General features: G+C 71.3%; 11 protein-coding genes. 9 read left to right on the forward strand and 2 right to left on the reverse strand.

Going from position 1 to position 13,440, the window contains the following annotated elements; genetic code table 11:
- The first annotated feature begins 52 nt into the window (after positions 1-52).
- The 9 genes from AC0AIB_RS15525 to AC0AIB_RS15565 all read left to right on the forward strand — a co-directional run bounded on the left by AC0AIB_RS15525 (position 53) and on the right by AC0AIB_RS15565 (position 9,598).
- Positions 53-913: an Fpg/Nei family DNA glycosylase gene (locus AC0AIB_RS15525; protein WP_465096941.1), complete on the forward strand. Its 861-nt coding sequence runs from the start codon at positions 53-55 to the stop codon at positions 911-913.
- 329 nt (positions 914-1,242) lie between these two features.
- A complete protein-coding gene (locus AC0AIB_RS15530; protein WP_465096942.1) occupies positions 1,243-2,754 on the forward strand; it encodes a sugar transferase in 1,512 nt (503 codons plus the stop codon).
- 40 nt (positions 2,755-2,794) lie between these two features.
- Positions 2,795-4,018 carry a histidine kinase gene (locus AC0AIB_RS15535; RefSeq protein ID WP_328341135.1) on the forward strand — a complete coding sequence of 408 codons (1,224 nt, stop codon included), beginning with the start codon at positions 2,795-2,797 and terminating at the stop codon, positions 4,016-4,018.
- A 17-nt stretch (positions 4,019-4,035) separates the two neighbouring features.
- Positions 4,036-4,797 (forward strand): LytR/AlgR family response regulator transcription factor, encoded by a 762-nt coding sequence (locus AC0AIB_RS15540; protein WP_328348963.1) that lies wholly within the window; start codon positions 4,036-4,038, stop codon positions 4,795-4,797.
- Between the two features lie 34 nt (positions 4,798-4,831).
- Positions 4,832-5,683, forward strand: a complete 852-nt coding sequence (locus tag AC0AIB_RS15545; protein ID WP_328341133.1) for a siderophore-interacting protein — start codon at positions 4,832-4,834, stop codon at positions 5,681-5,683.
- Positions 5,684-5,746: 63 nt separating this feature from the next.
- Positions 5,747-6,685, forward strand: a complete 939-nt coding sequence (locus AC0AIB_RS15550; protein WP_328341131.1) for an ABC transporter substrate-binding protein — start codon at positions 5,747-5,749, stop codon at positions 6,683-6,685.
- Positions 6,682-7,731, forward strand: a complete 1,050-nt coding sequence (locus tag AC0AIB_RS15555; protein WP_465096943.1) for a FecCD family ABC transporter permease — start codon at positions 6,682-6,684, stop codon at positions 7,729-7,731. The genes AC0AIB_RS15550 and AC0AIB_RS15555 overlap by 4 nt, the downstream gene beginning before the upstream one ends.
- Positions 7,728-8,804 (forward strand): FecCD family ABC transporter permease, encoded by a 1,077-nt coding sequence (locus AC0AIB_RS15560; protein ID WP_465096944.1) that lies wholly within the window; start codon positions 7,728-7,730, stop codon positions 8,802-8,804. The genes AC0AIB_RS15555 and AC0AIB_RS15560 overlap by 4 nt, the downstream gene beginning before the upstream one ends.
- Positions 8,801-9,598, forward strand: coding sequence for an ABC transporter ATP-binding protein (locus AC0AIB_RS15565; RefSeq protein ID WP_328348962.1), 798 nt, complete (start codon positions 8,801-8,803; stop codon positions 9,596-9,598). The genes AC0AIB_RS15560 and AC0AIB_RS15565 overlap by 4 nt, the downstream gene beginning before the upstream one ends.
- A gap of 128 nt (positions 9,599-9,726) precedes the next feature.
- Here AC0AIB_RS15565 and AC0AIB_RS15570 read toward each other — a convergent pair whose 3' ends face one another.
- Together AC0AIB_RS15570 and AC0AIB_RS15575 are read right to left on the reverse strand one after the other, a co-directional pair.
- Complete coding sequence (locus AC0AIB_RS15570; protein WP_465096945.1) at positions 9,727-11,103, reverse strand: hypothetical protein; 1,377 nt, start codon at positions 11,101-11,103, stop codon at positions 9,727-9,729.
- A gap of 77 nt (positions 11,104-11,180) precedes the next feature.
- The gene (locus AC0AIB_RS15575) at positions 11,181-13,295 is read right to left on the reverse strand and encodes a choice-of-anchor D domain-containing protein (protein ID WP_328341123.1); all 2,115 of its coding nucleotides are present in this window, start codon (positions 13,293-13,295) and stop codon (positions 11,181-11,183) included.
- Between the last annotated feature and the right edge of the window lie 145 nt (positions 13,296-13,440).

Raw genomic sequence — 13,440 nt, forward strand, 5'->3', positions numbered from 1 at the left:
GACTCGCAAGCTCATTCCTCGCGCTCACGGGAACGAAGGCTACCGTGAGGGGGTGCCCGAACTACCGGAGGTGGAAGCGCTCGCCGGCTACCTGCGTGAGCGTGCCGTGGGGCGACGTGTCGACCGGGTCGAGGTCGCCGCGATCAACGCCCTCAAGACGTACGAACCGGCGCCCACTGCGGTGTCGGGCCGGGCGGTGGTGGACGCCCGGCGGCACGGCAAGTTCCTCGACGTGATCTTCGACGGCGACCTGCACCTGGTGGTGCACCTGGCCCGTGCCGGCTGGCTGCACTACCGGGAGGCGTTCCCGTCCACCGTCCCGCTACGCCCCGGCAAGGGGCCGATCGCCCTGCGGGTACGCCTCGACGACGGCTCCGGGTTCGACCTCACCGAGGCGGGCACCCAGAAGAAGCTCGCCGCCTACCTGGTGACCGACCCGGCACAGGTCCCCGGGGTGGCCAAGCTCGGGCCGGACGCGCTCGACGCCGACCTGGCCACCTTCACCGAACGGCTGCGCAGCCGACGGGGGCAGGTCAAGGGGGTGCTGACCGACCAGGCGGTGCTCTGCGGCGTCGGCAACGCGTACTCCGACGAGATCCTGCACGCGGCGAAGCTGTCCCCGTTCGCGATCACCGACCGGCTCACCGACGACCAGCTCGCCACCCTGCACGCGGCGACCCGGACGGTGCTCGGTGAGGCCGTCAGCCGCTCGGCCGGGCACCGGGCGGCGGAGCTGAAGGGCGAGAAACGCTCCGGGTTGAAGGTGCACGCCCGCACCGGGCTGCCCTGCCCGGTCTGTGGCGACACGGTGCGGGAAGTGTCGTTCGCCGACTCCAGCCTCCAGTACTGCCCGACCTGCCAGACCGGCGGAAAACCGCTCGCTGACCGTCGGTTGTCCCGTCTCGTACGGTGAGTGACGGCTCGTCATTGTTACGGAGAGGTATCGCCCTCGGCGCGTGAAACCTCCCCGTCCGCGTTCTACCCCGGTGGCCGTCCATCGGTATAGTGGCTCGGTCCCCGGCTTCGAAAACTGACGTGAAGTCGGCCGGTTCCTCGTTGGCGACGCCAGACGCAAGGTCCCTCGGGTCCGCGTTTGACCCGCTGCCAGCATGGGGAGACGGGAACGGTGGGCGACCCGGGCCCCTCACGGCGAGTGAGCGGCGCGGGTCATGCGGGAGGACATGGGTTGAGGTGACGACAAGCCTCCAGCGCCCGGTAACCAACACAGGCCGGAGCAAACTCGTGCGGCACGTGGACAGCTTCGAGATCCAGCCGCCGACACCACCGTCACACAACGGGGTGCCCAGGTCGGCGTGGGCTCGCGCCCGCCGTCGGGTCTCCACCTGGCACCGCCCGTACACGGTGGCGCTGCTGCTGCTCGACTTCGCCGCCGTGGTGCTTGCCGACTGGATCGCCCAGGAGGCGTTCGGTCAGGCCCGCGCCGGCTTCTACAACGCACAGGCCGACCCGACCTGGTTCTACACTGTCGTCTTCCTGCTGGTGCCGCTCGGCTGGCTGGGGGCCCTGTGGGGTAACCGGGCCTACGACAGGCGTTACCTCGGTCTCGGCCCGGAGGAATACAAGCGGGTCATCCGGGGCGGCGTCGCGGTCGCCGCGACCGTCTCGTTCGTCGCCTTCGCCACCAAGACCGACCTGTCGCGTTACACGGTGGGTTTCGCCCTCGCCGGGGCGTTGGCGCTCGTCCTCTTCTTCCGGATCTCCGCGCGGTTCGTGCTGCACCGCATCCGGGGTCGGGCCGGGCACGCCGGGCACCGGATGGTGCTGGTGGGCACCCTGCCGGAGTGCCTGGAGGTCTACGTCGCGGTCACCCGCAACCCGAGCGCCGGCCTGGTGCCGGTGGCCATCCACATCACCGACGGGTACGCCGCCGCCCGGGGCATCGAGACCCCCGTCCCGGTCTACGCCGGCCGGGACGTGCTGGCCCTTGTCCGGGAGGTCGGCGGGGACACCATCGCGGTCTGCGGCTCGGCCAGCGCCGAACCGGGCGAGTTGCGCCGGCTGGCCTGGCAGTTGGAGGGCTCCGGCGTCGACCTGGTGGTCGCCCCGCAGCTCACCGACATCGCCGGCCCCCGGGTGCACATCCGCCCGATCGAGGGCCTGCCGCTGCTGCACGTGGAGGAGCCGACCCTGTCCGGGCCGGCGCTGCTTGCCAAGAACCTGCTGGACCGGGTCGCCGCCGGGCTGGGCCTGCTGCTGCTGGTGCCGGTCTTCCTCGCCATCGGGCTGGCCATCCGGCTCTCCGACCCCGGCCCGGTCTTCTTCCGCCAGCCCCGGGTCGGCCACGAGGGGCACACCTTCCGGGTCTGGAAGTTCCGCACCATGTACGTCAACGCCGAGGAGCGGCTGGCCGGCCTGGTCGACCAGAACGAGACCGACGGCATGCTGTTCAAGATGAAGCAGGACCCCCGGGTGTTCCCGGTGGGCCGCTTCCTGCGGGCCTCCTCGCTCGACGAGCTGCCCCAGCTGATCAACGTGCTCTGGGGAGAGATGTCGCTGGTGGGGCCGCGTCCGCTGCCCGCCGACGACGGCGACTTCCTGGGCGACGTACGGCGTCGGCTGCTGGTCCGCCCCGGGATGACCGGGCTGTGGCAGGTCTCCGGCCGCTCCGACCTGTCCTGGGACGAGGCGGTCCGGCTCGACCTCTACTACGTCGACAACTGGTCGCTGGCGTACGACCTGAGCATCCTGTGGCGCACGGTGGGCGTGGTGCTGGCCCGCAAGGGCGCGTACTGAAACCCTTGGCGTGGCGGGCCGGACAGGCCAGGATCGCGGGGTGGGTGGCAACCTCTCCGCCGTGATCGGCGTCGTCTCGATGGTGACCGCGCTCGCCGCCGCGTTCTGGGCGGCGCTACGGCTGCGCGGTCGACGGGGCATCGCCACCGCCACCCAACGGGCCACCTACGAGGTGCTGCACACCGCCGGGCTGGCCGCCGAACCGCTGCGTACGGGGCTGCACCCGGCGGGCGCGGCGAAGGCCGTACGCCATCTGCGGGCATTGGTGGGGGCGGCCGGGTTGGCGTTGACGGACGCCGACGCGCTGCTCGCCCTCGACGGGCGCGGCGGGCACCACGGCGACCAACTGCTCGCGGCGGCCCGGCGGGTCGCCGAGACCGGGCGGTCGACAGTGCTGGGCGAGTCGGAGCTGCACTGCGACCGGGTCGACTGCCTGGTACGCGGGGCGGTGGTGGCACCGTTGTCGGCCGACGGCCGGGTGGTCGGGGCGCTGGTCGCGGTGGCCGACGGGCCACCCGCGCCCGGCCTGGTGCAGGCCACCCTGGAGACGGCGCACTGGGCCGGCAACCAGCTCTCGCTGGCCGAGCTGGACTCGTCCCGGGAGCGGCTGGCCCGCGCCGAGATCCGGGCGCTGCGGGCGCAGATCAGCCCGCACTTCATCTACAACGCGCTGACCGCGATCGGGTCGTTCGTGCGCACCGACCCGGAACGGGCCCGGGAGCTGATCCTGGAGTTCGCCGAGTTCACCAGGTATTCCTTCCGGGCGCACGGCGAGTTCACCACCCTCGCCGAGGAGTTGCGTTCGATCGACAGGTACCTGACCATCGAACGGGCCCGGTTCGGCGACCGGTTGCAGGTGCGGCTGCAGATCGCCCCTGAGGTGCTGCCGGTGACCCTGCCGTTCCTCTGTCTGCAACCGCTCGTGGAGAACGCGGTACGGCACGGGTTGTCGCGCAAGCCCGGTACCGGCATGGTGAGCATCGAGGCCCGGGACGCGGGTGCCGAGTGTCACATCACTGTGGAGGACGACGGAGTGGGGATGGATCCGGCAACGCTGACCGCGGGGATCGCCGAGCTGACCCGGGCCGGCAGCGACCCCACCGACGACCCGGGCCAGCACGTCGGCCTCTCCAACGTCGACGAGCGGCTCCGCTCGGTCTTCGGCGACGGGTTCGGCCTGGTCGTCGAGACCGGCCCCGGCTCGGGCACGAAGGTGAGCCTGCGGATCCCGAAGTTCCACCCGGGCGTACGGGCCGGCGCGTGAACGAGCGGGCGGGCACGGTGAACGCGTCCGGGTTCCTGCGGGTGCTGGCGGTCGACGACGAGCCACCGGCGCTCGACGAGTTGGCGTACCACCTGCGGGCCGATCCCCGGGTGGCCCGGCTACACACGGCGGGTGACGCCACCGAAGCGTTGCGGGTGCTGCGGGACGCCGACGTGGACGTGGTCTTCCTCGACATCCGGATGCCCGGCCTGGACGGGATGGAGCTGGCCCGGGTGCTGCGCCGGTTCGCCAGGCCCCCCGCGATCGTCTTCGTCACCGCGTACGACGACGGCGCGGCGGACGCGTTCGACCTGGGCGCCACCGACTACGTCCGCAAGCCGGTACGCGCCGAACGGCTGGCCGAGTCGCTGCGCCGGGTGATGGGTTCCCGGGTGGTGCCGTCGCACCCGGCGGCCCTGGCCCGCGCCGAGGAGGACCCGACGATCCCGGTGGAGCTGGCCGGGACGACCCGGATGCTGCCCCGCTCGGCGGTGCGCTGGGTGGAGGCGCAGGGCGACTATGCCCGGCTGCACACCGCCGACGGGTCGCACCTGGTCCGGGTCTCGCTTGCCACCCTCGCCGAACGCTGGGCGGACGCCGGTTTCGTGCGGATCCACCGGTCGTACCTGGTGCAGTTGCGGCTGATCGCGGAGCTGCGCCTGGTCAACTCGGGATACGTGGTGCTGATCGACGCCGCCGAGCTGCCGGTGAGCCGCCGGCACACGCGGGAGTTGAAGGACAAGCTGGTCCGCGCCGCCAAGCAGGACTGGGGGCGGTGAACAGACCGGGCGCGGCCCGCTAACCTCTGCCGGCATGGCTACCTTCCGGAACTCGCCGAACATCTTGTTCGAGACAGTCGTGACGGCGACCCGACGCCTGTCGCCCGGTTTCGTCCGCGTCACCCTCGGCGACGAACGGCTGCGGGATCTGGCTCCGCACCAGCTCGACCAACGCATCAAGATCATGCTGCCGGTCACCGGTGACTACCCGGCCGAGCTGCGGGCTGGGCAGCCGGAGCAGGAGTGGCGGCGGGAGTGGCGGTCCATCCCCGACCGCGAGCGTCCATGGCTGCGTAGTTACACCGCGTACCGGGTCCGGCCGGCGGCGGGTGAGCTGGACCTGGACTTCTACCTGCACCAGCCGCACGGTCCGGCGAGCGGCTGGGCGGAGGCCGCCCGCCCGGACGACCGGTTGCTGCTGTCGGGCCCGCACGTCCAGGCCGGTCAGCCCGGGTACGGCGTGCAGTGGGAGCCGGGGCCGGCGGACCAGGTGCTGATCGCGGCGGACGAGACCGCGTACCCGGCGGTGCGGGGCATCCTGCCCAGCCTCGGGCCGGGGGTGCGGGCGACGGTCCTGCTGGAGGCCGGCAGCACAGCGGACGCCGCCACCCTCGACGACGTGACCACCGGCCACTCGGTCGAGGTCCGGTTGCGCCGCGAGGCGCGGGGCGGGACGGCGCTGACCTCCATGGTGGGCGACTGGTTGGCCGAGCACGGTGCGGCGGCGGCCGGGGCCGGGGCTCGCTTCTATGCCTGGGTGGCTACGGAGAGTAGCAAGATTGCTCGGGTACGGCGGCTCTTCGCTGAGTCGCGCATCACCTCGGCGCAACTTCACACGCAGGGCTATTGGCATGATCGCCCGGCCCGCGAGGAGTCGGCAGATTAGGTTACGCTAACCTAATGCGCTGAGGCATCATCACCGTAAGTCGCCAGACGGGAAATCCGCACCATGCGCTCGCCAACCCCTCGAACAATCCACCGACGCCTGCTCGCCCTCACCGTCGCCTCGACGATGGCGTTCGCCGTGGCCGCCTGCGGCTCCGCGGACTCCGACCAGGCGAGCGGCGTCGGTGACACCAGAAGCGTCGAGCACGCGCGCGGCAAGGCCGACGTGCCGGCCAAGCCGGCCCGGGTCGTCGTCCTCGAACCGGTACAGCTCGACACCGCCATCGCCCTGGAGATCACCCCGGTCGGCGCGGCCGTGCTCAACGAGGCCGCCGGGGTGCCGAAGTACCTGGGGGACAAGGCCGCCGGGATCACCACCGTCGGCACCGTCCAGGAACCCAACGTGCAGAAGATCGCGGCCCTCAAGCCCGACCTGATCGTCGGCACCGAATCCCGGCACTCCGCCCTCTACGACCAGCTCAGCGCCGTCGCCCCGACGGTCTTCATGGCCTCGCAGACGGACCCGTGGCAGGACAACGTCCGGTTCACCGCGACCACGCTCGGCGGTGCGGACTCCGCTGACAAGCTCCTCACCAGCTACCGGCAGCGGTGCGCGGAGATCGCCGACAAGTTCGGCACCGCCGGCAAGACCGCACAGCTCGTCCGCCCCCGGGACGGCGTCCTCACGCTGTACGGACCCACCTCCTTCGCGGGCAGCGCCCTGGAGTGCGTCGGCTTCAAGACCCCGCCGCGCGACTGGGAGAACTCCATCTCGGTCGACATCTCCCCCGAACGGGTGCTGGAGGCCAAGGCCGACCACGTCTTCGTCACCACCGTCGACGTGAACGACCGCAGCACCATCCCGGCCTCGGTCAGTGCCAACGCCGCCGCCTTCCCCCGCCTGCACCTGGTCGACCAGTCGTTCTGGATCACCGGGGTCGGTACGGTCGGCGGACAGACCGTCCTCGACGACCTCGAACGCATCCTCACCGCGTCGAGTTGACCACCACCGCATCCGCGCGCGCGGCACGGCCGACCACCGGCCGCGCCGCGCGCCGCCGTACCACCCGGCGCTGGCTGGCCGGGGCGGTCGCCGTGCTCCTGGGCTCGCTGGTGCTGTCGATCTTCGTCGGTGCGAACCCGGTGCCCCCGTCGGACGTGTGGGCGGCGCTGCGGGGTGCGGGCACCGAGACCGCGCAGTACGTGGTCTGGGGACAGCGCCTGCCGCGCACCCTGGCCGGGTTGCTGGTCGGTGCCGGGCTCGGGGTCGCGGGTGCCCTGATGCAGGCGTTCACCCGCAATGCGCTCGCCGAACCGGGCATCCTCGGCGTCAATGCCGGTGCCGCCGCGTTCGTCGCCGCCGGCATCGCCTTCTTCGGGGTGACCTCGCCGGCCGCCTACATGTGGCTGGCCCTGCTCGGCGCGCTCCTGATCGCCGTCGCCGTGTACGCCGTCGGCGGGGCCGCCGACCTGCGGGCCACCCCGAGCCGGCTGCTGGTGACCGGGGTGGCGACCGGCGCGGTGCTGGCCGGACTGACCACCGGAATCACCCTCACCCACCCCGACACCTTCGACCGGATGCGCGGCTGGAACGCGGGCAGCCTGCTCGAACGCGACACCGCCGTGCTGCTGCCGGTGCTGCCACTGATCGCAGCCGGGCTGTTCGCGGCGCTGTTCGCGGCGCGCAGCCTGAACGCGTTCGCACTCGGCCCGGACCTCGCCGCCGCGCAGGGAGTGAGCCTCGTCCGGACCCGACTGCTCGTGCTGGGCGCGGTGACCCTGCTCGCCGGTGGGGCGAGCGCCATCGCCGGCCCCATCTCGTTCGTCGGGCTCGTGGTGCCGCACCTGGTGCGGTGGGGCGTCGGTACCGACCAGCGCCGAATCCTCGCCGGCTCCATGCTGGCCGGCGGCGTCCTGGTGCTGCTGGCCGACGTACTCGGCCGGGTCGCCGTCCTACCCAGCGAGATGCCGGTCGGCATCGTCACCGCGTTCGTGGGTGCGCCGGTGCTGATCGCGCTGGTCCGACGCCGACAGGCGACCGCACTGTGAGCGTCGGGAACCGGCCGGTCCGGCTCACCGGTGGACGCCGCCGGCTGGTGATCGGCACCGACCGTCGGCACGTGGCCGTCGGTGTGCGGGAGGCCGCCGTCTGCGCCGTCGTGGCGCTCGTCGTCACGGCGCTGGCGGTGGTCGGTCTCTGGGCGGGTGACTTCCCGCTCCGCTTCGACGAGGTCCTCGGTGTGCTCGGCGGCCGGATCGACGGGCTGACCCGCACGGTCGTGCTGGAGTGGCGGTTGCCCCGCATCGCCGCCGCCGTCACCTTCGGCGCGGCGCTCGGCATCGCCGGTGCGATCTTCCAGACCATCACCCGCAACCCGTTGGCCAGCCCGGACATCATCGGCCTGGCAAACGGCTCGTTCTCCGGAATGCTCATCGCCCTGCTGCTGCTCGGCGGCGGCTGGCACCTGCTGATGCTCGGCTCGCTCGCCGGTGGCCTGCTGGCCGCCCTGGCGATCTACCTGCTCGCCTACCGGGACGGGCTCTCCGGGTTCCGGTTCATCGTGGTGGGTGTCGGGGTCTCTTCGATGCTCGCCGCCACAAACACCTGGTTGTTGCTCCGTGCCGACCTGGAGACGGCGCTCTTCGCCGCAGCCTGGGGCGCCGGCTCACTCAACACCGCCACCGCCGAAGTGGTCTGGCCCGCCGTCGGGGTCATCCTGGCGTTGCTGGCGATCACCGGCCTGTGGTCGGCGGCCCTGGCCCAGCTGGAGCTGGGCGACGACGTCGCCGCCGCCAGTGGAGTCGCTGTCGACCGGAACCGCGCCGCCCTCGTGCTGATCGCGGTCATCCTGGTCAGCGCCGTCACCACGGTGGCCGGTCCAATCTCCTTCGTCGCCCTGGCCGCCCCACAGATCGCCCGCCGGCTCGTCCGGACACCGGGCATGCCGCTCGCCGCCACCGCCGTGGTGGGGGCGTTGCTGCTGCTCGGCTCCGACCTGGTCGCCCAGCACGTGATCCCGCTGACCGTGCCGGTGGGGGTGGTGACGATCACCGTCGGCGGCGGGTACCTGCTCTGGCTGCTCGTCCACGAGATCAGGAGGGCCCGATGGTCGACCAGTTGAACGCCCGACTCCGCGCGGAACGCGTCACCCTCCGCTATGACCAGCGGATCGTCAGCGAGGAACTGTCCTTCGCGGTCCCGGACGGCTCGTTCACCGTGCTCATCGGGCCGAATGCGTGCGGCAAGTCGACGCTCCTGCGGTCGCTGTCCGGGCTGCTCCGCCCCGCCGTGGGGCGGGTCCTGCTGGACGGAGCGGACCTGGTCGCCCTGCCGGCGAAGGAACGCGCCCGCCGGATCGCGCTCCTACCGCAGACCATGACCGCGCCCGAGGGGATCACCGTCCGGGAACTGGTCGGCCGGGGCCGCTACGCCCACCAGCGGGTGCTCCGCCGCTTCTCGCACGCCGACGAGGAGGCCGTCGAGTCGGCCCTCGACTCGACCGGCACGACCGACCTGGCCGACCGTCGGGTCGACGAACTCTCCGGCGGGCAACGACAGCGGGCCTGGATCGCCATGGTGCTGGCCCAGCAGACCCCGGTCGTCCTGCTCGACGAGCCCACCACCTACCTGGACGTGGCGCACCAGATCGACGTGCTCAACGTGCTGCACCGCCTGGTCGCCCAGGGCCGCACCGTCGTGGCCGTGCTGCACGACCTCAACCACGCGGCCCGGTACGCCACCCATCTCGTGGCGATGCGCGACGGCCGGATCGTGGCCGAGGGTAGTCCCGCCTCGACTGTGGGTGCCGAACTCGTCGCCGAGGTCTTCGGGATCCCGAACCAGGTCGTCCCCGATCCGGTCACCGGAGCACCGCTGGTCGTACCGGCCGACACCCGGGATCCGGCCGCCGGCTGAGCCCGGGGAACCGCGCTGGCGGCCGCTGCCCGTCGAACCGGCGGTGGCCGGACGCGGGGGACGGGTTGCCGAACGGCCGAAGGGCGTCCCGACCGAAGCCGGGACGCCCTTCTGTTCCGCCGGGTCGGTCAGCCGAGCGCGATCGACCAGCCGCTGCCGGCCACCGCAGGCTTGCCAGTGGTACGCCGGGTGCCGGCCGCCGTGCCCGGATACACGGAGAACGTGCCGACCACGTCGGCCACCAGGTTGGTGCTGCCCGACAGGTTGCTGACGTAGAACGCGTCCTGTGGGCCGAGCACCCCCAGCACCCCGTTGGAGACGACCTGACCCGGCGCGGGGTTCAGGTTGCTCGCGGTCGGCTTCGACATCCCGGTGTCGGCGGGCCAGACGGTGATCACGGTGTTGGCCGTGGGAGCGACAGCGGTGACGTTCATCGCCAGCACCTGGGTCGCCTCGGTCAACAGCACGGCCGGCGCGGTGACCTTCCCCGCCTCGTTCGCTCCGAGCGCCGCCGGCAGGCCCTGCCCGATCCGGCTGTCCACGATGCGGGTCGGGCTCGTCGGGGTGAATCGCATGCCGTCGACCTCGGTGCCGTCGTCGATCACCCCGACCAGGTCCACCACGATGTGGGTGGTCGCCGACGTGTAGAACCGGTAGCGCGCCGCGCCGGTAGCCCCGTTGCAACCACCCGAGGGGCACGGCACCGTCTTCACGTACGACAGGTTCGGCACCACCTTGCCCGCCGCGTAGTTGACGGTGGAGGAGTTCGGTCGGGCCCCCTCACCCGACCAGACGGTGAGGAAACCGGCCTTCTGCGGGCTCACCGCCGTGACGTTGAGGATCAGCCCCTTCACCTTGGCGTTGTAGGCGTGGAAGTCGATCCAGGCGTTGAACTCGCCCCCGGCGGGGATCACCCCCCGGGTGCGGGTGTCCATGATCCGGTACGGCTCGTACCACTGCACCTGACCGCCCATCCCGCGCTCGGCCATGATGCTCTCGTCACCGGCGTAGAAGCCGACCACGTCGATCACCACGTCGGTCTCGCCGTTGCGGTTGTAGACCGACACCTTGCCGCCGGCACCGAGCTTGACGGTGGTGTTGTTGGAACCCAGCCAGCCCTTGGCGAAGTTGACCGTGGAAGCCGTCGGCAGCGCCTCGCCGCCCGGGTAGACGGTGACGAAGCTGTTCGCCGTGGGGCCGCTGACTGTCACGTTCAGGACCACCGCGCCGATGCCGGTCGCCGGCAGCCCGCTGCGACCGGCCACCTGAAGATCGATCTTCCGACCCGCACCGATCTTGCCCTTCGGCGCACCGTTGCCGGTACGCGTGTCCAGGATCCGGGTGGGCGTCGCCATCGGGTAGTAGGTGCCGACCACACTGGGGAGCGCCGACACCTCGACCGGGGTGAGGACTGTTGACGGCGCGGCGAGCGCCGACGCCGGTATCGCAGTGGCCGCGCAGACCCCGGCGACGAACACGCCGAGTAGAACGCGAATTCTGTTCATGATTACCCCCGTGGTGAGAGAAGGAGATGGCCGGGGACGGGCACGGTCGAAGGACCGGTGCCCGTCCCCGGATCGGATCAGCGTCGGGTCGGGGGAAGCGCGCCCGCGCCCACCACCGTCGGCCGCCCGGTGGTGCGGGCGGCGCCCCTGCCGTACCGACTGTCGGTGCCGGAGTACCTGTAGAACGTGCCCACCACATCCGCCACCAGGTGGACGTTGCCCGAGAGGTTGTGCACGTTGAACGCCTGGTTCGGTCCCAACTGGCCGAGAACGGCGTTGGACACGGTCTGTCCCGCGGCGGGGTTGAGGTTGCTCGCGTTCGGCCTGGGCTTCGCCGTGTCCGCCGGCCAGACCGTGACCACGGTGTTCTTCGACGGAGCCACGGCTGTCACGTTCATCGCCACCACCTCGGTGGTGTCGGTGAGCAGGGCCGGTGGCGGGCTCACCTTCCGGACCGAACCCGGACCGAGCGCCCCGGGGATGCCCTGGCCGGTGCGGCTGTCGACGATCCGGGTGGGGCTACGCGGAGTGAACCGGAGCCCGTCCACGATCGTCGCGTCGTCGATCACGCCCACCAGGTCGACCACGATGTGCGAGGTCGCCGAGGTGTAGATCTCGTACGACGGAGCCCCGTACGACTCGCCGTCGCAGTACTCCGCGAAGCAGGGGCTGGACTCCACGATCGCGAGGTTCGGCACCACCTTGCCCGCCGCGTAGTTGACAGTCGAGGTCAGCGGCACGTCCGCCATCCCGCTCCAGGCGGTCAGGTATCCGTTCTTCTTCGGCGAGACGGCCGTGATGTTGAGAACGTAGGCCCGCACGTGGGACTTGAACTCCGGCACGAAGTCGACCCAGGCGGTGATCGACCAGCCACCCGGCAGGGCCTTGCCGCCGCCCGCGCGGGTGTCGAGAATCCGCACCGGGTTGAACCACTGGTACTGGCCACCCATGCCGCGGCTGGCCACCACCGTGTCGCTGCCCGCGTACCAGCCGACCACGTCGACCACGGCGTCGGTGGAACCGGCGTGGTTGTAGACCGACACCTTGCCACCCGAGCCGAGCTTGACGGTGACGTTGTTGGAGCCCAACCAGGACTTCGGGAAGTTGATCGAGGAGGCGGTCGGCCGCCCCTCACCTGCCGGGTAGACCGTCAGGAAGCTGCTCGCCGTCGGGTTGGCCACCGTCACGTTGAGCACTACCGAACCGACACCACCCGACGGCACCCCGCCCCGCCCGGTGATCTGGAGGTCGACCTTCTGCCCCGGCCCCAGCTTGCCCTTGCGGACGCCCAGGCCGCTACGGGTGTCCATCACCCGCGAAGGACCCACCGGGTAGTAGGTCCCCACGGCGGTGTCGGTCGCGGTGAACGTCAGGCGCACCAGTCGCTTGCCGTAGGCGCTGTCGTCGGCAAGCACCAGGTTGGCGGCGAAGGTGCCGGCCCGCCTGGCCGTGGCGGACACCGTCATCGTGCAACTCGCCCCGGGGGCGAGGGTTCGACCGGTGCAGGCGTTGGTGGCGATCTGGAAGTGCGCGGGATCGGTGCCGGCCAACGTCGCACTGCCGAGGGTCACCGGCAGGGTGCCCTCGGAACGGTAGGTGACCGTCCGGGTCTCGGGCGGGCTCTCGACCTTGAGCTGACCGAAGTCCACAGGCGCGGGGGCGGACACCAGGGCTGCGTACTCGACGTCGGAGTTCCACCGGATCTCGCCGGTGGCGTCACCACGGTTGTCGCAGTTGTAGGAGTAGGAGGCGGCCAGGCTGGTCAGTTGGTCGGTCAGCGGGTCGATACCGGCGGCCCGGACCGTCAGGCTGCCGGTGGGATTGCCACACCCGTAGTCGGACGTGATGTCCAGCCGGGCGGTGCCCTCGTCGCCGAACCTCGTCGTGGGGTAGGTCCGGCCGGCGACGAAGCTCTGCCCCAACGGGGCCCTGACCTGGAGCGACAGCCGGGAGTCCGCCGGGCCGTTCCGGAAGTACATCCACGTGCTGCCGTCGGTCTGGGGCAGCACCGAGACGGTGAACGTGGGAGCGGAGAAGACCCCCGACTTCACCGCCGGTGAGGAGGTCTCGCCGATGTCGAGAGTGACGACCGTGTACGGCGCGGTGGGTGCGGCGAGCGCCACCCCCGGCAGTACGGCCAGCGCACAGGCCCCGGCGACGCTCATGCCGAGAAGAGCGCGGAAAATGCGCATGAATACCCCGTGGAAAATGAAGAGTGATTGTGGACCACACACTATGGGTGGTGATCACCAGCGGCAAGGCCGTATTGATGGAATGCCAAGAAAGGGCATTGTGCACTTACCGGATCGTCGACCGCCCGGATGCGAGAGCGCCCCG

This window comes from Micromonospora sp. DSM 43699 (genome assembly GCF_055517075.1).